Source organism: Breoghania sp. L-A4, from assembly GCF_003432385.1.
GTDB lineage: Bacteria > Pseudomonadota > Alphaproteobacteria > Rhizobiales > Stappiaceae > Breoghania.
In genome coordinates this window covers 4651069-4674169 of the sequence record NZ_CP031841.1, presented here as the reverse complement: position 1 = coordinate 4674169, position 23101 = coordinate 4651069, and the positions used below count along the sequence as shown (strand labels likewise).

Annotated in this window: 21 protein-coding genes and 3 pseudogenes; 2 read left to right on the top strand and 22 right to left on the bottom strand. The window is 65.0% G+C overall.

Annotation, left to right across the window (positions count from 1 at the left end; translation table 11 throughout):
* Window positions 1–374: 374 nt before the first annotated feature.
* Window positions 375–794, top strand: a complete 420-nt coding sequence (locus tag D1F64_RS21355; RefSeq protein WP_117414068.1) for a hypothetical protein — start codon at window positions 375–377, stop codon at window positions 792–794.
* A 779-nt stretch (window positions 795–1573) separates the two neighbouring features.
* Here D1F64_RS21355 and uvrB read toward each other — a convergent pair.
* From uvrB to D1F64_RS21265, 20 genes and pseudogenes are all read right to left on the bottom strand, one after another.
* On the bottom strand, window positions 1574–4306 hold the full coding sequence (gene uvrB, locus D1F64_RS21350) for an excinuclease ABC subunit UvrB (RefSeq protein ID WP_117414067.1): 2733 nt from the start codon (window positions 4304–4306) through the stop codon (window positions 1574–1576).
* Window positions 4307–4414: 108 nt separating this feature from the next.
* The gene (locus D1F64_RS21345; protein ID WP_117414066.1) at window positions 4415–5932 is read right to left on the bottom strand and encodes a diguanylate cyclase; all 1518 of its coding nucleotides are present in this window, start codon (window positions 5930–5932) and stop codon (window positions 4415–4417) included.
* Between the two features lie 209 nt (window positions 5933–6141).
* Window positions 6142–6399 carry a DUF1344 domain-containing protein gene (locus tag D1F64_RS21340; protein ID WP_162901698.1) on the bottom strand — a complete coding sequence of 86 codons (258 nt, stop codon included), beginning with the start codon at window positions 6397–6399 and terminating at the stop codon, window positions 6142–6144.
* Between the two features lie 191 nt (window positions 6400–6590).
* Entirely contained in the window at window positions 6591–7514 is a 924-nt protein-coding gene (locus tag D1F64_RS21335) for a DMT family transporter (RefSeq protein WP_117414064.1), read from the bottom strand.
* A 157-nt stretch (window positions 7515–7671) separates the two neighbouring features.
* Window positions 7672–7956, bottom strand: a complete 285-nt coding sequence (locus D1F64_RS21330) for a SelT/SelW/SelH family protein (RefSeq protein ID WP_117414063.1) — start codon at window positions 7954–7956, stop codon at window positions 7672–7674.
* Window positions 7957–8006: 50 nt separating this feature from the next.
* Window positions 8007–8888: a transglutaminase-like domain-containing protein gene (locus D1F64_RS21325; RefSeq protein ID WP_117414062.1), complete on the bottom strand. Its 882-nt coding sequence runs from the start codon at window positions 8886–8888 to the stop codon at window positions 8007–8009.
* An 11-nt stretch (window positions 8889–8899) separates the two neighbouring features.
* Window positions 8900–9985, bottom strand: coding sequence for a permease (locus tag D1F64_RS21320; RefSeq protein WP_117414061.1), 1086 nt, complete (start codon window positions 9983–9985; stop codon window positions 8900–8902).
* Window positions 9982–10332, bottom strand: a complete 351-nt coding sequence (locus D1F64_RS21315; RefSeq protein WP_117414060.1) for a metalloregulator ArsR/SmtB family transcription factor — start codon at window positions 10330–10332, stop codon at window positions 9982–9984. Before D1F64_RS21315 ends, D1F64_RS21320 begins: the two co-directional genes overlap by 4 nt.
* 168 nt (window positions 10333–10500) lie before the next feature.
* Window positions 10501–10800, bottom strand: coding sequence for a HigA family addiction module antitoxin (locus D1F64_RS21310; RefSeq protein WP_117414059.1), 300 nt, complete (start codon window positions 10798–10800; stop codon window positions 10501–10503).
* A gap of 9 nt (window positions 10801–10809) precedes the next feature.
* On the bottom strand, window positions 10810–11091 hold the full coding sequence (locus D1F64_RS21305) for a type II toxin-antitoxin system RelE/ParE family toxin (RefSeq protein ID WP_117414058.1): 282 nt from the start codon (window positions 11089–11091) through the stop codon (window positions 10810–10812).
* Between the two features lie 93 nt (window positions 11092–11184).
* The gene (locus D1F64_RS21300) at window positions 11185–11574 is read right to left on the bottom strand and encodes a DoxX family protein (RefSeq protein WP_117414057.1); all 390 of its coding nucleotides are present in this window, start codon (window positions 11572–11574) and stop codon (window positions 11185–11187) included.
* A 124-nt stretch (window positions 11575–11698) separates the two neighbouring features.
* Complete coding sequence (locus tag D1F64_RS21295; protein ID WP_117414056.1) at window positions 11699–12532, bottom strand: DUF930 domain-containing protein; 834 nt, start codon at window positions 12530–12532, stop codon at window positions 11699–11701.
* Window positions 12526–12987 (bottom strand): hypothetical protein, encoded by a 462-nt coding sequence (locus tag D1F64_RS21290; protein WP_117414055.1) that lies wholly within the window; start codon window positions 12985–12987, stop codon window positions 12526–12528. Before D1F64_RS21290 ends, D1F64_RS21295 begins: the two co-directional genes overlap by 7 nt.
* 139 nt (window positions 12988–13126) lie before the next feature.
* Window positions 13127–13312, bottom strand: a pseudogene (locus tag D1F64_RS21285) (sigma factor-like helix-turn-helix DNA-binding protein); the annotation flags it as partial.
* Window positions 13313–13323: 11 nt separating this feature from the next.
* Complete coding sequence (locus tag D1F64_RS23650; protein WP_162901697.1) at window positions 13324–13488, bottom strand: hypothetical protein; 165 nt, start codon at window positions 13486–13488, stop codon at window positions 13324–13326.
* Entirely contained in the window at window positions 13488–15326 is a 1839-nt protein-coding gene (locus D1F64_RS24950) for a DnaA N-terminal domain-containing protein (RefSeq protein WP_248304540.1), read from the bottom strand. The genes D1F64_RS23650 and D1F64_RS24950 overlap by 1 nt, the downstream gene beginning before the upstream one ends.
* A gap of 139 nt (window positions 15327–15465) precedes the next feature.
* Window positions 15466–17523, bottom strand: coding sequence for an RNA polymerase sigma factor RpoD (gene rpoD / locus D1F64_RS21275; RefSeq protein WP_117414054.1), 2058 nt, complete (start codon window positions 17521–17523; stop codon window positions 15466–15468).
* Window positions 17524–18104: 581 nt separating this feature from the next.
* Window positions 18105–19868: a DNA primase gene (gene dnaG, locus D1F64_RS21270; protein WP_346432274.1), complete on the bottom strand. Its 1764-nt coding sequence runs from the start codon at window positions 19866–19868 to the stop codon at window positions 18105–18107.
* 77 nt (window positions 19869–19945) lie between these two features.
* Window positions 19946–20131 (bottom strand): annotated as a pseudogene (locus D1F64_RS25570) (CHC2 zinc finger domain-containing protein); the annotation flags it as partial.
* Window positions 20132–20299: 168 nt separating this feature from the next.
* Window positions 20300–20764, bottom strand: coding sequence for a GatB/YqeY domain-containing protein (locus D1F64_RS21265; RefSeq protein ID WP_117414053.1), 465 nt, complete (start codon window positions 20762–20764; stop codon window positions 20300–20302).
* A gap of 250 nt (window positions 20765–21014) precedes the next feature.
* On the opposite strand from D1F64_RS21265, the pseudogene carA reads away from it, so the two are divergent.
* Window positions 21015–22216: pseudogene (gene carA / locus D1F64_RS21260) on the top strand (glutamine-hydrolyzing carbamoyl-phosphate synthase small subunit).
* Between the two features lie 118 nt (window positions 22217–22334).
* Here the strand turns inward: carA and D1F64_RS21255 are convergent.
* Both D1F64_RS21255 and D1F64_RS23645 read right to left on the bottom strand, forming a co-directional pair.
* On the bottom strand, window positions 22335–22760 hold the full coding sequence (locus tag D1F64_RS21255; RefSeq protein WP_205470569.1) for a MerR family transcriptional regulator: 426 nt from the start codon (window positions 22758–22760) through the stop codon (window positions 22335–22337).
* 84 nt (window positions 22761–22844) lie between these two features.
* Window positions 22845–23069, bottom strand: coding sequence for a hypothetical protein (locus tag D1F64_RS23645; protein ID WP_162901696.1), 225 nt, complete (start codon window positions 23067–23069; stop codon window positions 22845–22847).
* Window positions 23070–23101: the final 32 nt, after the last annotated feature.

Sequence of the window (23101 nt, the reverse complement as noted above, 5' to 3'; positions counted from 1 at the left end):
CCCCGCACCGAAACATCACGGAATAGGTCCCAGATCTGCGCGGCGTCATTTCATGCCGCAGCGCGTCCGGGATGACACCGAAGGCTTTGAGAAATCCGCCAAAATCAACAGCGCCGCCCCTCACCGGAGCGTGCCGCCCGACCTCTCCCGACTGGAGACCTGAAACGGGCCGCCCGTCGCTACCGGCGAGGTCACGGCGGGCGACACCCGAACGGGTTAATGCGACTGACGCGCCTGCGGCCAGGGGCGGTCGCGCGGCGCTGGTTTTCGCTTGATACTCCTTCCCGTTCTGGCCAAAGTCACAGAACGGGACGCTACGGAAGGAAGGCAATCGGCACTTTCCCACGGACCGGGCGATCACGAGAGGGGGGACGATGACCGCATCACGAACGTCCATTCGCGGCGCGACAATCGCGTTGCTCCTGGTCGCCAGCAGCGCCGGCATAGCGCGAGCCGAGACGATCCGTCTCGACGTGCCGGCGGGCTACAGCGGCCGGCTGTGGAGCTTCTACGCCTATAATCAGGACACCTGCGCCGACGTCGCGATCCGAGGACACTCCGTGCTGCGCCAGCCGAAGCACGGCACAGTGAGCCTGCGGATCGAACCCAAGCGCGAAACTCGCAAGGGCAAGAAGTGCTTCGGCAAGTCGTTCAAGGCGCTCTACGTCTACTTCAGGGCGAAGGGACGCTACAAGGGCGGCGACGCTTTCGAAGTCCGCGCACGCCACACCTTCAACGCCAGCGAACGGAACATGGTCAGCCAGAGGGTCCGGTTCGTCCTCGATCTGAAGTAGCAGCAGGAGAACCCGAATCCCGCCGCACGCTGAGAGAAGCTCCCTCTCCCAGGAGGAAGGGCTGGGTGAGGAGTTTCGATGTCCTGGAAGTACGGAAGGCGCTGCTCCGCTCACCGGGACGCTCCGCGCCGACCTCTCCCCATGGGAGAGGTGAAGACAATTCGCGTCCGGCCCGACATGCTGGACTTGATCCGGGGCCCATATCGATCTGGTTCGGCGCGGGCGATGGTGGCGAAGGGCCGAGGCCAAGCGGATCTGCGGATCCCCGACGGCGCTCCCGCGCGGAGAGATCGCGGGTCCCGCGTCTGCGGAGCAGCACTCACGTGCCGCGCCGCGCACGGGATGACGCGGAAGGTTTGGCGACTCCAACAACAGCTCCCGAGATGCGCCGCATCCGCCCCCTCTCCCTCAGGGAGAGGGCTGGGGTGAGGGGTTTTTCGCTCACGGGGATACGGAGAGCCCTGCCCCTCACCCGGGCGTGCCGCCCGACCTCTCCCCATGGGAGAGGTGATTGGGGGCCCGAACTCCGGCCGAACTCACCCCGAGGAGGCGCGCCAGTGCCGTCAGCAAGGATGGGCCGCACGCGCGGAGCCCGTCCTTCGAGACGCGAACTGCGTTCGCTCCTCAGGACGTGGCCGTCGTGGAGCGCTTCTCGCGAAGGGCGCTGGCCGCGCGAAAGGTGCGCTTCGCGCAGATGGTCGCTGGGTCCCGGCTCTCGCGATGCACCTGCGGTGCACGCGGGCCGGGATGACATTGAATACGTGGCGCGGCTTTTGGCGCTACCGCCCCGGACGCCCGCTTTTGCCGGGGCGGCCGCGCTTGGCGTTTGACCTGGAATCGTCCGAGCCGATGCCTGGGCGGCCGCGCGGAGGGGTGCCAAGCGGCACTTCCGTGCGGCCCACGGTCATCTCGTCCAGCGTGTTCTTGCGGACCTTGGAAGAGGCCAGAACGTTGGCGTTGCCGGCGAACTGCCTGTCGCCCTTGTAGCCGCCGCTGCGGCCCTCGACGGCGGACTGGCGGGCCAGCGGATCGTCCGAAATCGCCAGTTCGGTTTCCTGCAGCCGCTTGACCTCGTCGCGCAGCCGCGCCGCCTCCTCGAATTCCAGATTGGCGGCGGCGTCGCGCATGCGCTTTTCCAGATCCTCGATATGCGCCTTGAGGTTGTGGCCGACGAGCGGCGCTTCGGCGAAGCCGGCGTCCACCGTGACGTGGTCGCGCTCGTAGACCGAGCCGAGAATGTCGCCGATGTTCTTCTTGATCGATTCCGGCGTTATCCCGTGCTCGAGATTGTAGGCCACCTGCTTCTCGCGGCGGCGGTCGGTCTCGCCGATGGCGCGCTCCATCGAGCCGGTGATCCTGTCCGCGTAAAGAATGACGCGGCCGTCGACGTTGCGCGCGGCGCGGCCGATCGTCTGCACCAGCGAGGTCTCCGAGCGCAGAAAGCCTTCCTTGTCGGCGTCGAGAATGGCGACCAGCCCGCATTCGGGGATATCCAGCCCCTCGCGCAGCAGGTTGATGCCGACCAGCACGTCGAAGGCGCCCAGCCGCAGATCGCGCAGGATCTCGATGCGCTCCAGCGTGTCGATATCGGAATGCATGTAGCGCACGCGCACGCCATTCTCGTGCAGGTATTCGGTCAGGTCCTCCGCCATGCGCTTGGTCAGCACGGTGACCAGCGTGCGGTAGCCCTGCGCCGCCACGGCGCGCACCTCGCCGAGCAGGTCGTCGACCTGGGCGGTGGCGGGGCGGATGTCGATGGGCGGATCGGTGAGGCCAGTGGGGCGGATGACCTGCTCGGCGAAAACGCCGCCGGTCTGTTCCATCTCCCAGCCGCCGGGCGTGGCCGAGACGCAGACCGACTGCGGCCGCATGGCGTCCCATTCCTCGAAGCGCAGCGGCCGGTTGTCCATGCACGAGGGCAGCCGGAAGCCGTATTCCGCCAGCGTCGCCTTGCGCCGAAAGTCGCCGCGGTACATGCCGCCGATCTGCGGGATCGTCACATGGCTCTCGTCGGCGAAGACCAAGGCGTTGTCCGGCAGATACTCGAACAGGGTGGGGGGCGGCTCGCCGGGCGCGCGGCCCGTCAGATAGCGCGAGTAATTCTCGATGCCGGCGCAGGCGCCCGTCGCCTCCATCATCTCCAGATCGAACAGCGTGCGCTGCTCCAGCCGCTGCGCCTCCAGCAGGCGGCCGTGATCGTAGAGCTCGGCGAGCCGCTGCTTGAGTTCCGCCTTGATGGATTTCGTCGCCTGGTTGAGCGTCGGCTTGGGCGTCACATAGTGCGAATTGGCGTAGACCTTGACCGACTTCAGCTCGCCCGACTTCTGCCCGGTCAGCGGATCGAACTCGGTGATGGAATCGATCTCGTCGCCGAACAGCGAGACGCGCCAGGCGCGGTCCTCGTAGTGGGCGGGAAAGATCTCGATGGTGTCGCCGCGCACCCGGAAGGAGCCGCGCTGGAACGACGCGTCGTTGCGCCGGTACTGCAGCGCCACGAGGTCGGCCAGCAGCTGGCGCTGGTTGATGCGCTCGCCCACCTCGATGGCGAATGTCATCGCGGTGTAGGTTTCCACCGAGCCGATACCGTAGATGCAGGAGACCGAGGCGACGATGATCACGTCGTCGCGTTCCAGCAGCGCCCGGGTGGCGGAGTGGCGCATCCGGTCGATCTGCTCGTTCACCGTGGATTCCTTCTCGATGAAGGTGTCGGTGCGCGGCACATAGGCCTCGGGCTGGTAATAGTCGTAGTAGGAGACGAAATACTCCACCGCGTTGTCGGGGAAGAAGCTCTTGAACTCGCCGTAGAGCTGCGCCGCCAGCGTCTTGTTGGGCGCCAGGATCAGCGCCGGGCGCTGGGTGCGGGCGATCACCTGGGCCATGGTGTAGGTCTTGCCCGAGCCGGTGACGCCGAGCAGCACCTGCGTCTGCTCCTGATCGTTGACGCCGGCCACCAGTTCCTCGATGGCGGTGGGCTGGTCGCCCGCGGGTTCGAAGTCCGTTACCAGACGGAACGGCACGCCGCCTTCGGATTTCGCCGGCCGAAGCGGACGGTGCGGCACCCAGGCCTCGCCGTTCTTGTGCAGCGGATTGCCGCTCTCGATCAGCGCCGACAGCGCCGCGACTGTGGCCGTCGCCGAGGTGTCGCCGGACAGCTCCGGAAGCGCGTTCTTGGAACGCTTCTTCTTCCTGGTCTCGGCCACCTGCTTGTCGAGCAGCGCCTCGGCGTCCTCCAGCGAAATATCCAGCCCCGCGATGGGGTTCATGCCGCCGGCCGCCTTCTCGCGCGGGGTGCTGGCCGTCTCGACCTTTTTCGCGCGCGGCTTTTTTGCGGGTTTTTTGGCCGCAGGTGTCTTCGCGGCGGGCGTCTCCGCATCCCGCGCGATCTCCTGCGCCCAATCGGAAATCGAGCCGGAGAGCGGCGCGCCGCTCAGTGGCGCCTGGGGAGACTCACCGAAGCCTTCCACTGTGTCAGGGGTATCGGATTTCTCGGAGGATTTTCTGTCGCTGGCCATTCCGGCAATATGGGGGAAAGGCGGCGGGAGGAAAGAGCGCGTTCCCGATTTGTGCCGAGATTCGTATCCGCCCGCCGCATTCTCCTGACAGGAGGGTGTCACCAGCCCTCACGCGGTCTTGCGGATGCTCGGCGGGGTGTCGGCGTCGTAGAGGTCCTCGATGAAGACGGCGACGTTGCGGCCGCTTTCCTTGGCGTTGTACAGCGACTGATCGGCCATGCGCAGGACCAGCGAGGCGTTGTCGGCGTTGCGCGGGGCGATGGCCCAGCCGATGCTGGCGCCGATCCGGGCGATGCCCGCGCCGACCGGGATCGGCCGCGCCACGTCTTCGACGATCGCGTCGCACAACCAACGCATCCGGCTTTCCTCGACGTTGCCGGTGATCAGCGCGAGAAACTCGTCGCCGCCGACGCGCGCCACCAGCCCGCTCTCGCCGACCAGGGTCAGCAACCGGGCCGCCACCTCGCGGATCACCAGATCGCCCGCGTCGTGGCCATAGGTGTCGTTGACCGCCTTGAAGCGGTCGAGGTCGATCGCCAGCACGGCGCACGGATGCTTGCGGCACGTGGCCATGGCGGCGTCGAGCGCATCGCCGAAACACAGGCGGTTGACCAGCCCGGTCAGCGAATCGTGCAGAGCCAGATGGCGGTTGCGCGCCTCGCTTTCCTCCAGCGCCCTGGACTTGGCCGCCAGCCTGCGCGCGGCGATGGTGCCGAGCACGATGAGCGCCAGCATCAGTCCGGCGGCGATCGGCTCCACGGCCGCGCGGATGGCGGTGCCGGGCGCGGAACTGGCCCACTCGAAATAGCCGATCGGCTGCGCGGCGCCGACGTCCACGGGCACATTGGCGGCGCCCGAGATCTCGTCCGGCGCGTAGTGGAAACCCTTGAGCAGGAACGTGGCGCCAATGCCGGCGACCAGCTTTTCCTCGAGAAACCGCACCGAGACAAGGACGCCCGGAGGTCCCTCCGGATGCCGGGCGGCATCGGTCTCGGGAATGATCGCCGTGGCGCTGACCAGCGCGGGACGATCGCCGATCTCCCGCACGTCGCTGGCGAAGATCGGCGCCAGTTCGCCCTTTTCGACGTATTTGATCCGGTAGCCGCCGGCGGTGGGCCGGCGCTCCGCGAAATAGCCGGCGCGGGCGGTCTCGACCAGATCGCGCGCGATGCCGAGCACCTCGGCGCCGGCGGCCGGAGCCACGATTTCGTCCTCCACGGCCACCATCATCACATCGTCCGCGGGACCGATGATCATCGTCCAGTCGTGGTCGTAGTCACCCCACATCTGTCCCGCCAACGCCTGGGCAAAGGCCGGATCGATCGCGCCGCCGTGCACCTGGCGGATCGTCTCATCGTTGACGGCGGGAAATCTCTGGTCACGGGCAAGCAGGGTCGCCTGGTTGAGAAGCGCCTCGTGAACCAGCGCCTTCTCATGGCGCAGCGCGATCACGTCGGCGCGTTCCGTCATCGTCGTCAGGAGATAGGCCGTGGCGACGATTCCCGCCGCCAGCAGCGTGAAGATCGCCACATAGACGAGATGACGCAGCCCGAAGCGCGCCTTGCGTTGCGCGAAGGCGGTCGGCGCGAAGACGTCCGGCTTGGACAGTCGTGAATCGCGATACATGCGTGAGAGGCTCCACCGGAAGTTTGGCGGAGAGTATCGCCCATACGGGTGAAGCAATTCTAAGCGCTTGCCCGTATTGCCGAAAACGGCCCGCCTTGGTTAACCGGCGGTAAACGGGCATCCGCCGGCTTGCCTCGGGCCAATGCGAAGAAAAGCGGGCGCGCCGGTCACCGGCCGCCCGCCTGTTTCCAGTGCCTCGACCGGGAGGCCTATTCGGAGATTTCCATCGAGGTGACGACCATCTGGTCATCGATGGTTTCGACGCTCAGCATCACCTCGTCACCGACGTCGAGATTGTCGACGCTGACGGCCTCGTCGAGCACGAAGATATCGCCGCTCTCGAGCACGAGCTCGCGGGTTTCCAGATCGAAGGCCTCGACCTTGCCGGAAACCGCTTCCGCGGCGATTGCCGAGCCGGATATCAGGGACAGGACAAGGGCGGAAAGAACAACAAAACGCGTGCGCATGATACGCTCCCGAAACGCCGGCGCTTTCTCTCGAGCGTCCAACCGTGGAAGGCTCCCAGCCGGCGGATGGAACATGAATCGGGACGGCTGCGCGCGCAATTGATCCAAATAAATATTTTCCCATCCCAAATCCCGCCACAGTGTTGATCCTGCAGCACTAATTCAGGCGAATTGGTGTCGCGACGCACCGCTCACGCGCGCGCGAGGCGCAGCCCGGGCGCCAGTTGCACCAGGACGATGGCGGTCAGGATCAGAGCGCAGCCGGCCATGGCGGCGGCGTCGAGCCGCTCTCCCAAAAGCCACGCGCCAAAGAGCGCGGCGAACAGCGCTTCCGAGGACAGCAGCACCGCCGCATCCGAGCTGCGCGTCCAGCGCTGCGCCACGGCCTGGATGCCGAAGGCCACGCCGCCATCGATGACGCCGGTATAGAAGAGCTCGAACCAAACGGTCTCAAGCGCGTCCACTGACAGCGCCGGCCCGCCCGCCACGGCGCCCGCGCCCAGCCCGAGCACGGCCACCACGACGAACTGGACGACACAGAGCGCCATCGGCCGGCCGGTCTCCGCGCCCGTCCGGCCGAGCAACAGCACATGCAGCGCCCAGAACAGCGCGCAGGCGATCACCGCGCCGTCGCCCCAGTTGAGCGCGTCGAGCCGGCCGCCGCCAAGCAGCCAGACGCCGGCGAGCGTCATCAGCGACGCGGGCCAGACTGCGGCATGCGGCCGCTCGCCAAACACCAGAAGCGCCAGCACCGGCACGATCACCACATAGAGCCCGGTGAGAAAACCGGCGTTGGTGACGCTGGTCGTCACAAGACCGATCTGCTGGGCGATGTTGGCGCCGAAGAACACCACGCCGATGCCGACGAAGAGCATGGCCTGGGCACCCGAGATGCCCGCCACCCGGCCGGACCGCGCATCGGGCTGCCTGGCCGCTTTGTCACGGCGCGCCTCGAAAAGCGCGAAGGGCGCGAACACCGTTGCGGCGATCAAGAAGCGCAGGCCTGTGAAGGTGAAGGGATCAAGCGTGTCCATGGCCGTGGACTGGGCCACGAACCCCGAGCCCCAGATCACGGCGGCGAGCAGCAGCAGGGCATTGGCGGTCGAGCGTGTCATGCGGCACGGGCACCGTTGAAAGGAACTGCCAAAGGGATGAAGTGTCGGTCCGCGTTTCAATACAGAAGCGGGCGGGCGGGCGCCATCGTGGCGATTGCGCACGTGCCGCCACGATCAACGGCTCAGTGACCGGGGAATGCGGAACGGCGCGCGATGATCAGTCCGGGCGATCCGCGTGGCCCAGGTCACGCCCGGGGGCGATGAGGTCGCGCAGCCGTTGCTTGAGCACCTTGGCCGCCGGGAAACCGCCGTCGGCGGTCCGCTCCCAGATCCGCGTGCCATCGCAGGTGATCTCGAAATGTCCGCCCGTGCCCGGCACCAGCGCCACCTCGCCGATCTCCTCGGAAAAGCTCGACAGAAGCTCCTGCGCCAGCCAGGCGGCGCGCAGCAGCCAGTTGCACTGACGGCAATAGGTGATGGTGATTCGCGGTTTTCCCGACATGACCGCAGTATGCGCGCGCGCGGGCCCCGGCAAAAGCGGTACACCGGCCCTTAAGGATCAATGCCGCCTTCGGTCATCGAAATGACGACCGCCGTCTTCCCGACGGCCGCGGCCGCGTCAATCCACACCGGCTCCGCCAGCAATTTCAGCTCACGCAGGCCCAATTCGGGGAAATCCAGTCCCATGGAATGGGCCAGCGCCACCCGGGAACCGGGTTTCGGGTTAAGCCCGCAGCAAATGTCCTGTGCGCCCATCTTCAGATGATGCGCAATGTCCCATTCCAGAACCACGCCGTTGTGCCGGCTCATCACCCAGCAGTGCATGTCGTCACAGCAGCCGTTCTTCTCGCGCGGGAAGAAGTACCCCGTGACGTAACCCGCATCGAAGCCGGCCGCGCGCAGGCAGGCGATCAGATAGGTGTTGATGTCGACGCATGAACCCTCGGTCAGCCCGCAGGCGAGATGCGGAATGGCGTCGCGCCCCTCGTAGAACCGCGTCTCGGGATGGCCATAGATGAATTTTCGCGCGACATCCGCGACGATGGTCGCGATGGCCGCATGACCGTCCGCCGCGGCATCGGCGATCCGCAAGGCGTCGGTCACCAGCGCGTCCGCCGGACGCGTGTGGCGGCTGCCGATGGGCACGAACAGCGCCTCGGGATAGCCGGAGCCGCCAGCAGCATATTCGTAGCGCAGCGTCATTGGCAGCGCAGGGTCGGATGGCGTGACCAGGGCCGCCATCTGCCCGGTATGGCGTTCACCGGTCAGACTCCATGCGCCGCCCTCCACCGAGAACCGCAGGGGCGTCTGGTGCGGCGTGGGAATGCCCACCGGAGCGAGCAGCCGGGCGCCTGTCCGCCCGGTCGGCGCGATCTCTACCGAGACCTGCACCGTGGACTCAACAGACGCAATGGCGGAGACAGGTGCGTTCATGAGAGTTCCGATCAAACAACGAGCTGGAAGATCACGCCCGAGAGCATGGCGCCCAGCAGGCCAAGGCCGATATAAGTGAAGAAGACGGGACGGCGGACCAGCGACCACACGCCGGCCATTGCGGGAATCGAGCTCACCGCGCCGCCGATCATGAATGCCATGCCCGCGCCGGCGGTCATGCCCTGCTCCATGAGGCCCGCGACCAGAGGCGGTGCCACGTAGCTGTTGAGATAGGCCGGCATGCCGACAAAGGCGGCGATGACGATCGGCAGCAGTCCTTCGCCGCCCACGGCTCCCGCGATCAGATCGGCGGGCACATAGGTGACCAGCAAGGCCTCCAGCACATAGGCCAGCGCCAGCCATTTGACGAGAAACAGGGCATTGGTGCGCAGTTCCGTGCGGAACACGGCGTTGCGCTCGGCCTGCGGCCAGAAGCGCCAAACGGGCTTGCCCTTGAACGGAGAGGGCCGGCACCCGCAACCGCCCGCGCTCACCGCCTTCACCGGATTGCCCAGGAGCCCGCCGGCCAGCATGAGTTTCACGGCGACGCCGCCGAACAACCCCATGCCGACGGCGAGCACCATCTTGCCGATGGCGAACGGCCAGCCGAGCGCGGCGGCGGTGATCAGCACCGTCGGCGGATCGATCAGCGGCGAGGACAGCCAGAACGCCATGATCGCCGACAGCGGCGCGCCGACGGCCAGAAGCCCGGCGATGAAGGGGATGACCTCGCAGGAGCAGAACGGGGCCAGCCCGCCGAACAGGGCGGCGAGCACGATCGCCTGGGTTTCGCGCCCCTCGAAGGCGCGGCCGATGGTGGCCTCCGCGCCCGCCGCCTTCAGCCAGGCGATCAGCAGCACGGCCACGGCGATGTAGGGCGCGGTTCCCGCAAACGCCGTGGCGGCAAAGGTGACGATCTGCGTGAAGCGGCCGGGATCGGCCAGCAGCACCACGAAGGGCGCCGCGACAACGAGCGTCCACGGCGTCAGAAAGATCCGCTTCCACGGGAACGTCCGCGTTTCGGGCGCGCAGCAGACAGCGCCGCTCGGCGTGCTGCAGCAGCCGGCATTGGCTGAGGTGATTTCAACGTCCGTCATTCGACTTCCTCCGCCCGCCGGGCATCGCTGCTCCGGCACGGCTCGTCTGCGCAGCATTCCTTCAGGATGTAGCCGGCCAATGCCTCCAGATGGCCGTAGGCCGCGTGGTTCATCACCGTGCGGCCCGCCTTTTCCTGGCGGATCAGCCCGGCGGAGGTGAGAAACCGCAAGTGATGCGCCAGCGTGGAGGCGGCCATGCCCGTGCGCGTCTGGATATCGCCCACCGACAGCCCGGCGCGGCCCGCTTTCACCAGCGTCAGCAGCACGACAAGCCGCGCCTCCGAGCCGATCGCCGCAAAGCCCTGCGCCGCTTCCTCGATATCAAGGTTGATCTGCTTCTTTTCCATATCACTAGTTTTATGGTTATTTTGACGAGAGTCAAGTCGCAGTGCGAGATCCTCCTGGCAGTGATTCTAGAGCAGATCCGTTTCTTACAGAATCGGATCTTTGCTCTAAGTCTTTGTTTTGGCGCAAATTCGGACGGATAACCGGTATCCACTTATCCTGGATTTGCTCTAGGCGACGCGAAGCGGCGCGATCCCCTCAAGATCCGCGCCAAGCTTCAACCGCGCGACCTCGAGGTCGTACTGCGTCTGCAGGTTGAGCCAGAAGTCAGGCGTCTGACCAAAGAAGCGGCCGAGACGCAGCGCCGTGTCCGCGGTGATGCCGCGCCTTTCCCGCACCAGCGCTTCAATACGGTCGCGCGGAACGTGCAGGGCCTTCGCAAGGCCGTAGGCCGTCAAGCCGAATTCCGGAAGATACTCCTCACGCAGGATTTCGCCTGGGTGGATCGGTGCAAATCGATCGTCGCTCATGATCCTCTCCTAATGATAGTCGACGATTTCGACGTCGCAGGCGTGACCGTCGCGCCACTGGAAGCAAATCCGCCATTGCACGTTGATGCGGATCGAATGTTGCCCGGCGCGGCTGCCCTTGAGGCTTTCCAGATGGTTGCTCGGCGGCACGCGCAAATCGTCGAGAACAGTCGCCGCGTTGATCTGTGCGAGTTTTATCTGCGCCCGCCGCTGAATATTTTCCGGCAAACGACGGGAGCGCCGCCGCTCGAAAACCCGCCGGGTTTCCTTGTCCGCGAAACTCTTGATCATGGCGAAATCGTACTGATTGACAGTACTAGAATCAAGCCGGGGCGATGCCCCGGCCTGATTCAATGTCTCTGGCGTCGCCCAATACCGGCAGGACTAGGCCTTGCCGAGAATCCGATCGACGCTGAGGGGGCCCGGGCCGGCAGCGGCGATGTACAGGAAGGCGAAGCAGTACATGATGGCAAGCTCGCCGCCATTGAGGATCGGATAGAAATTCTGCGGCGCGTGCGCCATGAAATAGGCCACCGCCATGGTGCCGCTGGCGAGAAACGCCGCCGGGCGGGAAAAGAGTCCCACGACAATCAGCGCGCCGCAGACCAGCTCAACCACGCCCGCGGCGCCCGGCATGGTCGTCGGCGAAATCCCCGACATCTGCGTCGCCGGAATGCTCAGATATTTCGTCGTGCCGTGCTGCAGGAACACCAGTCCGGACACGATCCGCAGTGCGCTGAGAAGATAAGGGGAAAACGGCTGCAGGAATGTCATCGACGTACCTCATTTCGAATCGGTTCAAATATCCATGCCGCGACAATAGCGCACACCCGCGACGCAGTGAACACGGTGCTCGGGCCGCGGCGAACGGCGCGGCCCCGGGGCAGCGATGTGCGGCCTAAAAACTCGGAAAGCCCCGTTGCCGCCATTCGGTGCGCGGTATCGCGGCGCCGATCCGGTGGCTGAACTTCACAACCCGGGTGGCGCCGGCGTCAGTCTCGCAGCGAAACGCCAGCTCGTACCACAAGCCACGGCTGCGGAACGCGGCGTTGCGCGGTTCCAGCACGGTGCCCGGCTGCACGCGGAACGACGGCAGAAGCTCAGGCGGGCGCGGCGGATCGGCGGCGTTCAACTGGGCGCGCAACTCCGTCATGCACAACACATCCACCCGCTCCGAGGGCGGCATGCCGGCCATGGCCGTGCGTGCGCGCTCACCGTCGAGCATGGCGGTGGAAAACAGCTCCTTCGCCTCGGTCATCGGGCCGGAAGGCGCTGCGGCGGATGCGGCCTCCGATGGCCCGGCGGCAGGCTTTGGAAGGGGCGCAGCCAGACGCGGCAGCGCGCTCGCCGCATCCCCCAGCGGCTCGGCTCCGTTTTCCGAAGCCAGCACCGGCAGCGACATGGCGACTTCAGACGGCGGAAGATCCGGCTCGGGAAACTCCGTCCCTGCGGCTTCCAGCTCCGGAAGCTCTGTATCGGAGGCCTCCGGCTCAGGGGCCTCCAGCGGATCCGCAGGCTCCGCCTCGGCAGTCTCCGGGGCTGCGGCTGCCTCAGGAGCCTCCGGCTCCACCTGCTCTGGCTCGGCTTGCTCCAGCTCGGCTAGCTCAGGCTCTGGTTGCTCAGCCTCGGTCTCATCCGGCTCCGTCTGCTCGCCCGCCTCCGCCGCATCGCCGTCGGGGGCGACCTCCGATCCGCTGTCGGTCTCGCCGAATTCCACCACAGGCTTCAGCACGGGGATGTCCTGCGCGTCGCCCTCCGCCGTCTCTTCGGGTGTGGGCTCCGGCGGGACTTGCTCGCCGGGGCGGGGTCTTCGGGCGCCGGTTTCTCAAGAGCTTCGGGCGCGGCTTCTTCCGGCGCAGGTTCCTCGGCCTCCGGCGGGGCGGTCTCCGGTGGGGTGGCTTCAGGCGGCGCGGTCTCCGGCGCGGCTTGATCTTCGGACGGGAGTTCCTCGTCCGGTTGTGGCTGTTCTTCCGGCTGGGCCTCTTCCGGCGGCTGAGGCTCCTCTTCCTGCTCCACGACCTCCGCCTCTTCCGGCGGCGGCACCAGAATCACCGCAACCGCTTCTTCCGGTTCGGGCAGGGGCTTCGTGACCCCGCCGATCAGCACGGCCGCCACAAGGCCATGCAGCAGCAGCGAGACCACGAGTCCGCCACTCCAGAACCGCCGCGTGTCCCCCGTTTCATCCATGCGTCCCCGCTTAGCGGCGATTCGCGCCAAAAGCGAGGCCGCAAAAGGACGCTCGCGCAAATGCAGCCTTCGGTGCGTCTCCAACAAAAAACCCGGCACGATGGCCGGGTTTTCAAAGTCTTGAGCGTGCAGGGCGCTCTTAGCTGTCCAGGAAGCTCCGCAGCTTGCGCGAGCGGCTCGGGTGCTTCAGCTTGCGCAGGGCCTTGGCCTCGATCTGGCGGATGCGTTCGCGGGTGACCGAGAACTGCTGACCGACCTCTTCGAGCGTGTGATCGGTGTTCATGCCGATGCCGAAGCGCATGCGCAGCACGCGTTCCTCGCGCGGCGGGCCCCACATTACTCGCCCACCACGGAATGGTCATCCTCAAGCACCTTTAACGCCCACTCAACGTAAGCCCGCATCTCTGGGGAATGATTGAAGAAAACAAGAAGCTGCGACCCATACTGCTGCAGCACGGGTACTGCGGCGCGAATAAACTCAGCGTTGGCGTCACCGACCATCACAGAGCCCCTGCCAAGATGCCGAGCACCGTTCCGAGGTTGGGGTTCTCGCCCACGCTGAATTTGATCATCGCACGGACCCCGTTGCGGACGATCAAATAGGCGGAATAGCCTACCCGAGAAGTTGACCAGCCAAGCTCCGCCGCGCTGTCGCGTACGGGTCGGTGCAATGCACGCGTTCGCTCGTCCACGAGCTCCCGATTCTCCGTAAGCTCTCTGAGAATCTCATTTCCTGGCAGCGCAATCTCGCCGAGTCTGGCCGGATCTAGTGCATATTCGTCGGCACGATTAACGAGGTCTCGCCCTTCCTCAAACCCCATGATGAACGCGCCATGCTGCCTGCTCACGCTCAACAATAAGGCTTCAAGCTGCGGCTCAAGAGGATCCGCAAACGTACGTCCAACGTTCTGATCCCTGTATGATTGGGCGAAACTAGAAAGGGCGCCGCCAACGGCCCAAAGACCCGTTACATCGGAGCTCTCAACTGGTTCATCAAGAAGTAAAGCGTACTCTTCGGCCGCTGCCGCTAGTTCAACGTATCGGTTCGACGCCTTTAGGCTCCGTGCCAGGCTGGCTGCATTCGCTTTAAGTCGTTTGTGCAATCCAGCTTGGCGAGCCGACTCATCACCTTTCGGGAAGCTGATTTTTTCTGACAGCCGACCCCGTTGGACCCCATATTGCGGCCCCGGCCCCTGATCCGGCTCCGGAGGGATAAGAGCGGCCGAAGGAATATTCTTTCGATGATCTTCCTCAAGACCTTTTCGCCGGACGATGAACTCGATTTGGTTGACTTTCCTGTTCTCCAATTTCCAAAGCTTGAGCAGGAGATCATAGTAATGTGCTTGCAGCCATTGTTTTAAGAATCTGGTGGGTACCGAAAGAAGAACCGTTTCGTCTGGCCCATCGCTTTCGAGGTCGACACGCCCAAACCAACTCTCGGATACATCCTCGCCAAGCTCTGCCCGTAGTTGCCTCTTCACACGGCTCCATTGATCCCCTGTTGGCAATCCTGCAATGTCTTGGAATTCTGGAGCCTGCCACCCGGCAATATCCGCGACTTCGTCCATGATCTGCTCGACCGACCGCGCGTCGGTCACGGTCCAGAATTCATCCGGCTTCAGTGCAATTTCGATGTGCGCACGTTCGCCGAACAAGCTACGCGGCGGGTTGTCCATGCTGTTGGGCAGGATCGCGCGGTACCAAGCCACAATTAGTCCAAAGGATGTTGAAGTACCGAGTTCGCTAGCTGCGAAGAGATCGAGCGGTCGGCGCGCCCAATCCGGGAAATTGGCTCTGTAATACGGTTCGTCGCGAACGTCGCTGAGCCACAATGGCTCCGCAACCAGCGTCCCATCGCTTTCATTCAACCAGTTGCAATCGTCCGAAACGGCCACCCACGATTGTGTTTCGGCGACGCCGAAGTTGTGGGCAGCGGCAGCGGCGGCGGCATAGGCGGCGGCGTAGGCATCACCGTAGGCGGCGTAGGCGGCAGCAGCGACGGCGGCCGCGGCCGCGTCGGCGGCAGCGTAGGCGTCGTAGCCGGCAGTGTCGGTAGCCGCGTCGGCGGCGTCAGTGGCGGCGGCAGCGGCAGCGGCAGTGGCTGTGGTCATCTCTTGGGTTGCATACCTGACCGCCGCCCAAGAAACGAAGCTCGCCCGGAACGCTTGCAGGATTAAGCTGTGCTTTTGTTCAGTCGGAAAGCGGCTACCCGGAATCGCATCGATGGACAGGACCAGAGTAAAGACGCGAAGCGCCGCGCGCACGGCGATGACACGCGCCCAATCGGCCGACTTGCCCTTCAGCCATCGCCTTAGATCGTCCTCGGAACTGATCTCCACAGTGTCGTCCGCTCCACCCGATCTCCCCACGGTACCCGACCCTCTCCGCAATTCACCGGAATATCAAGTGAATGGAGCCTCAAACAAAAAGCCCGGCGTTTCCACCGGGCTTTCGAAATCCTGAGCTTGCCGAGCACGCCTAGCTGTCCAGAAAACTCCGCAGCTTGCGGCTTCGGCTGGGGTGCTTCAGCTTGCGCAGGGCCTTGGCCTCGATCTGGCGGATGCGTTCGCGGGTGACCGAGAACTGCTGGCCGACCTCTTCCAGCGTGTGGTCGGTGTTCATGCCGATGCCGAAGCGCATGCGCAGCACGCGTTCCTCGCGCGGGGTGAGCGAGGCGAGCACGCGGGTCGTGGTCTCGCGCAGGTTCGACTGGATCGCCGCGTCGATGGGCAGGACCGCGTTCTTGTCCTCGATGAAGTCGCCGAGATGCGAATCCTCCTCGTCGCCGATCGGCGTCTCGAGGCTGATCGGCTCCTTGGCGATCTTCAGGACCTTGCGGACCTTCTCCAGCGGCATCTGCAGCTTTTCGGCCAGCTCTTCCGGGGTGGGCTCGCGGCCGATCTCGTGCAGCATCTGGCGCGAGGTGCGCACGATCTTGTTGATCGTCTCGATCATGTGCACCGGAATGCGGATGGTGCGCGCCTGATCGGCGATCGAGCGGGTGATCGCCTGACGGATCCACCAGGTGGCGTAGGTCGAGAACTTGTAGCCGCGGCGGTACTCGAACTTGTCGACCGCCTTCATCAGGCCGATGTTGCCTTCCTGGATGAGATCGAGGAACTGCAGGCCGCGGTTGGTGTATTTCTTGGCGATCGAGATCACGAGGCGCAGGTTGGCCTCGACCATCTCCTTCTTGGCGATCCGGGCTTCCTTTTCGCCCTTCTGCACCTTGGAAACGATCTTGCGGAACTCGATGATCTCGAGGCCCGTCTCGGTGGCCAGCGTCTGGATCTCCTGGCGCAGCTCGCGGATCATGTCCTTCTCGCGGGCGACGAAATCCTTCCAGCCGCGCGACGACAGATTGGCGACGCGGCGGATCCAGTTGGGGTCCAGCTCGGCGCCCTGATACTGCTTGAGGAAGTCCAGCCGGTTGACGTTGTAGCTGTCAGCCAGACGCAGCAGGCGGCCCTCGTAGCCCATCAGGCGCTTGTTGATGTCGTAGAGCTGCTCGACCAGCGCATCGATGCGGTTCTGGTTGAGCGACAGGCTCTTGACGTCGTCGATGATGGTCTCGCGCAGCTTCTTGTAGCGGCGCTCCTGGGACGGCGACAGGGTCTTGTTCTGCAGCCGGTTTTCCACCAGCTGGTCCTGCAGGCGGCGCAGCTTCTTGTAGGCGTCGGCGATCTCGTCGAAGGTCTCCAGGACCTTCGGCTTGAGTTCGGCCTCCATCGCGGCGAGCGACAGGTTGGCCTCGAATTCGTCATCCTCGTCGTCGTCGCTGGAGCTCTCGGTGCTCTCGCCCTCGGTGCTGGCGCCGTCGGTCTTGGCCTCGGTGGTCTTGGCGGTTCCGGCCTCAGCCGGGGAGGCGGCGGAGGAGCCCTCTTCACCGTCTTCGGAGTCGTCGTCGGAGGCGGCTTCACCATTGGCGCCGACGGCGGGCACGCCCTTGCCCTCGGGATCGGCATAGGTGGCCTCGAGATCGATGATCTCGCGCAGCAGGATGTTGCCTTCGTTGAGTTCGTCGCGCCAGATGATGATGGCCTGGAAGGTCAGCGGGCTTTCGCAAAGCCCGGCGATCATCGCCTCGCGGCCGGCCTCGATGCGCTTTGCGATGGCGATTTCGCCCTCGCGCGACAAAAGCTCGACGGAGCCCATCTCGCGCAGATACATGCGCACGGGATCGTCGGTGCGGTCCGTCGGCTCTTTCGCGGTGGTCTTGGCGACCGCGGTGGTCGACGCCTCGACGAGATCGCCGCCATCGGCGGCTTCCGCGTTCTCGGTATCCGCCTCGTCCTCGGACTCGATCACATTGATGCCCATGTCGGAGAGCATCGACATGGTGTCCTCGATCTGCTCGGAGGTCACCTCCTCGGAGGGCAGTACGGCATTGAGTTCTTCATAGGTGACATAGCCGCGCTTCTTGGCGACCTTGATCATTTTCTTGACCGCGGAATCCGACAGGTCAAGCAACGGACCGTCGCTGGACTCGCTCGAGGCTTCCTGCGTCTCGTCCGCTTGCGTCGCCTTTGCAACCATTCTTTGAACTCCAGAACCGTAGGGTCTGTCACGGCATCCGCTTGGAACCGTCTCGCCGGACGCGGCCAGGCGCGCCTGTCGCCCGAATCCAGCACCCCTGATAACTCTTGGTGTCTTAAGCCCCAATTAACCGTAGTTGCCCGATTGCACGCGGCGCGGAAGCTGCAAGCCCGGTCGCGGCGCCCTGTGGCGTCATCGAAGGCTCGAATTTCCCGTCACGATTGCGCATCCGCGTATGCGCAAGACGGAAGACATTGTCTCTTCCGCCCCGCGCGTTCACCGGTTTCGCGCACATCCACTTCACAACAAAGTTGCGCGGCGTACGATCTCAAGCTGCGACTCAACGGCTCTTCCGGGCCCCTCGCTGCGCGCGGGTCCCTTTGGAACACTTAAGGATTTTGGACAGGAATGATTTTTCGCCCGGCCTTTTGGCGGCGCTGCAAGCTGTCCAGATAAGTGTATGTAACTTGGCGGCAGCGATTCGCAAGGGTGATTCGTTATGGTCAAGGCGAAAAAGGCCATTTGCCGCCATACCCACCGCCAATTTTCGCACCAATCGACGCCGCTGCCGCGCGCGGCCGCTAGCCAGCCTTCAGAAATCCCGCCGACGCGCGCGTGCCGTTGCCGCTGGCGGTGAAGGCCGCCCGGATCTGCTTGGCCTCTTCCGCGAGATCGTGGTCGCGCCGGCCCTGTTCCTCGTTGCGGCGCATCAGTTCCTGCTTCAGCGCCTGGATGCGCTGCCAGGCGCGCTCGTCAAGATCGTCGGCCGCCGCGGCGAGCTCTTCGTCGAGCTCGCGCTCCAGCGCGCGCAGTTCAAGCTCGTCGAGGAAATGCTCGAAACAGCGCTCGATGAATTCGGCCGGCGGCTCGCAGTTGAGCACCTGCAGCCGCTCGTTCAGCCGCGTCCAGTTCGGCTGCAAGGGTTTCTTTGCGTCCCCCGCCTCGCCCTCGCGCATGACTTCCTTGAAGATCTCGTAAAAGCGCGGGTCCAGCGTGTCGAAGAACGATGTCACGCTCTGCCGGTCGAGATCGGTCGCGACCCGGCACAATTCCATCTTGAAGCGATCGTGCAGCTCGTCGTTGAAGCTGAGCTGCGACAGCCGCTCCACGTGGCGCTCGAACAGCTCCAGATACTGAATGCACAACCCGCAGACCACGCGCTCGGTATTGAACTGCGGGCCCTGCGGTCTCTCGATGCGCTGGCCCTGTGCCAGATCGCCGTGTGGGACCTCGCCGCGACCGGACCATCCGTCCTTTCGGCCGTCCTTCCGGCCATCCTTGCGGCGGCCCGGATCGCGTCCCTCGGAGCGCGCCGCGCGCGCCGCTTCCCAGAACAGGTTCGACAGCTTGAGCCGGATTTCCAGCTGATAGCGGCGCTTGACCCGGTCGTCGCGGATCGTGGCGACCATGTCGTCGAGCGACTTTTCCAAAGCCGCCTTGCGCTCGGGCGTGTTGATCTCGCGGCCGGTGATCTCGCGGCTCCACAGGACGTCGGACAAGGGCGTGGCCGCGCGGACCGCCTCCAGAAAGCGCTCACGGCCGCCCGCCTGGATCAGATCGTCCGGATCCTGGCCATCGGGCAGGAACACGAACTGGAAGGAATAGCCGCTCTTCAGCGAGGGCAGGATCCGGTCGACGGCGCGGTGCGCCGCGTTGACGCCGGCCGCATCGCCGTCGAAACAGACGACCGGCTCGGCCGCCAGCTTCCACATCCGGGCGATCTGGTCCTCGGTGAACGCCGTGCCCAGCGCCGCGACCACGTGCCGGACGCCGGCCTGATAGACGGCGATCGCGTCCATGTAGCCTTCCACCACGATCGCCTCCTTGGCCTCATAGGCCGGCTGGCGGGCACGGTGAACGTTGAACAGCATCGAGCCCTTGTGAAACAGCGGCGTCTCGGGCGAATTGAGGTATTTGGGCTGGCCCTCGGGATCCAGCGTGCGGCCGCCGAACGCCACCACCTGGCCGCGCTCGTTCTCGATCGGAATGATGATGCGGTTGCGGAACCGGTCGTAGGAGGCGCGTCCGCCTTCCGGTTTGATGACCAGGCCCGCCTCGACCATCTGCGCCTCATCCACGCCCTTGTCCGAGAGGTGGTTCTTCAGCGCGTCGCGGCCGTTGGGGGCGAAGCCGAAGCGGAACTCGCGCAAGGTGTCGGCGGTGAGCTTGCGGCCTTCGAGATAGCTCCGCGCGTCGCGCGCCGCCGGGCCGCGCAATTCGCCTTCGAAGAATTTCGCCGCCATCTCGCAGATTTCGGCGAGGCCCGCGCGCTTGTGCTCGCGCGCGGCTGCCTGCGGATCCGCCTTGGGCAGCGTGACACCGGCATCGCCCGCCAGCCGCTCCACGGCCTCGGGGAACGACAGCCCTCGGTTTCCATGAGAAAGCGGAAATGGTCGCCGGACGCGCCGCAGCCGAAGCACTTGTAGTGATTGCGCCGGTCATCGACGTGAAAGCTGGGGCTCTTTTCCTGATGAAACGGGCAGCAGGCCCAGAAGTCGCCCTTGCCGGGCTGCGTCTTGCGCCGGTCCCAGGTCACACGCCGGCCGACCACGTCCGACAGCGAGAGCCGGGCGCGAATGTCGTCAAGCAGGGAAGGCGGAAAACGCATGCGGTCGCTCTTGGTGGATCGGGGTCAGCATAGCGCGAATCGTGGTGCTTGAGCGGAACGAATTTCGCTCAGCCTCCCGGACACGGACGCTGGCTGTGGACCGGTTTTCTGATAACCGGTGGACACGCTGGGGACAACCCGGGGACGGCGTTGTGAAGAAAGGGCGCCTCAGGCGTTGCCGGCGTCGCGCAGCAGGTCCTTGACCATGCAGCTGGCGCGGGCGAAATCCATCTTGTTGGGATAGCGCTCCTTGAGCGCCGTCATGGTGCGGCCCATGTCGCGCAGGCCGTGCGCGCCCAGCGAGTCGACCACGGCCTGACAGGCCTGCTGCATCTCTTCATCGTCGAACTGCTTGGGCAGAAACTCGCGGATAATCGCGATTTCATCGCGCTCCTGCTGCGCCAGATCGAGCTTTCCTGCCGCCTCGTACTCGACGGTCGATTCCTTCCGCTGGCGGATCATCCGGCGCAGGATGTCGAGCACCTCTTCCGGCGTGACGCCATCGCGGCCCTGTTCACGCGCAGCGCCCGCCCGGTCGCTGATCGCGGTGCAGATCAGACGAAGGGTCGCGGCGCGGCGTTTGTCCTGCGCCTCGACGGCCTTCTTCAATGCGGCATTGATGTGCTCGCGCATGACTTCCCTCACGGAGTTTCGGGACATCGCGGCCGCCGCGGAACACTCCCACTGCACGCCGTCTCACGCCGAATTCCTAAGATACTGATTTTTATAGTGAAATTTCGCGTTGTCGAGTGTTGACCAGCGCTTTTTGTTGCCCTAGTGTGCGCGCCTGAGCGCGCCTCAATGAGGTGTTGTCGGCTGCCCTGCCGGCCGGACCCAGGCGGGCGCGCGCATGATGTCATCAACCGGATCGAGAATGCAACCCATGACGAACGCAGACGCCTGGTCCGCGACGCCGACGACGGCCGCCCTCATTCTGGCAGACGGCACCGTAATCGAGGGATTCGGGCTCGGCGCCGTGGGTACGGCGCAAGGCGAAGTGTGCTTCAACACCGCGATCACGGGCTATCAGGAGATCCTCACGGACCCGTCCTACGCCGGCCAGATCATCACCTTCACCTTCCCCCATATCGGCAACATCGGCGCCAATGACGAGGACATCGAGACCGTCAACATGGCGGCGGCCTCCGGCATTCGCGGCGTCGTGCTGCGCGCCGACATCACCGATCCGTCGAACTACCGCGCGATGCGCGGCTTCAATGACTGGCTGAAGGCGCGCGGCATCGTCGGCATCTGCGGCGTGGACACCCGCGCGCTGACCGTCCACATCCGCGAAGGCGGCATGCAGAACGCGGTGATTGTGCATGCGGCCGACGGCACGTTCGATTTCGACGCGCTGAAGGCGCAGGCCAAGGCCGTGCCGGATCTCGAGGGCATGGACCTGGCGAAGTCGGTGACCACCGCGCAGCGCTTCACCTGGGACGAAACGCCGTGGACGTGGGAACACGGCTACGGCCGCCAGGAAGACCCGCGCTATCATGTGGTGTGCATCGACTACGGCATCAAGCGCAACATCATGCGGCTGCTGGCCGACCAGGGCTGCCGGGTCACCGTGTTGCCGGCAACGGCCACCGGCGAGGACGTGCTGGCGCTGGCGCCCGATGGGGTGTTCCTGTCCAACGGCCCCGGCGATCCGGCGGCCACGGGTGAATACGCCGTGCCGGCGATCCGCAAGGTGATCGAAGCCGACGTGCCGCTGTTCGGCATCTGCCTGGGCCACCAGCTTCTCGGCCTGGCGCTTGGCGGCACCACGACCAAGATGCATCAGGGCCATCACGGCGCCAATCATCCGGTGCTCGACCGCACCACGGAAAAGGTCGAGATCACCTCGATGAATCACGGTTTCGCGGTGGACGCGAAAAGTCTCCCCGACACGGTCGAGGAGACCCACGTGTCGCTGTTTGACGGATCGAACTGCGGACTGCGGGTCACCGGCAAGCCGGTGTTCTCGGTGCAGTATCACCCGAAGCCTCGCCCGGCCCGCGCGACAGTCATTATCTGTTCAACCGCTTTGTCAACCTGATCCGCGCCCGCAAGGGCGACGCGCAGGTCGCCGAACGCGCCTGATCGCGGAAGCCCGCTCAGGACGCCGCGCGCTCGGGCAATGGCGAGGACATGTAAACAAAAACGCCGGCGGTCGACGGACCGTCGGCGTTTTTTGTTTGCGATCGGCTCGAGGTGAGCGTCAGGCAGCTTCCGATTTCATCAGTTCTTCCAACTGGCCGAGAACCTGCTCGGTTTCCGCCAGCTGCAAACGAACCTGCTCATACTGGTCGCGCAGCATCTCTTCCTGCTGCGAGCAGATCTCGCGCAGCTTGCGAAGCTGTTCCGCGCGCTGGGTCTTGCCAACCGCGAGCTTCAGGACCTGGCGGATTTCCACGAGCGTCAGGCCGATGCGCTTGGCTTGCAGAATAACCCGCATGCGGCCGATTTCCTGCTCGCGGTAGAACCGGCGCGATCCGCGACGGACCGGGGACAGCAACCCCTTTTCCTCGTAGAAGCGGAGCGTCCTCAGGGTGACCTGGAACCGGTCCGCCATTTCCGAGATCGAGAGCAGAGTCTCATCGTCGACCGACGTCTGAATCGGCTGAGCGATGTCGGGAACAGCCACGGGTGTTTTCACGTTCGTATTCATAGTACCTGCTTGTGAGTGGATTATCGTTGTGAATTGAGCCCTCCACATCAAGGCTCGCTGCTACCAGGGCATTCGGGGAATGCGCGGGACTGAGGCGATCGGGCGCCTGAGCGCCATGCCGGCTCGCTTGCGCTGCCGGCCAATCGCCGTTCTGGACTGCCCGCTTGGCGTTTCAATTCCTTTGTTCTTCTTCTTGTCGTTGGCGCATACGGCGGGATTCATCCATCGCGTAGCGGAAGTATGCCACCAAAGCGCATTTGCGAATTCGCCGTCGATGCCGAACATTTATCCCGATACACCGCCGGGCGGGATTTTCC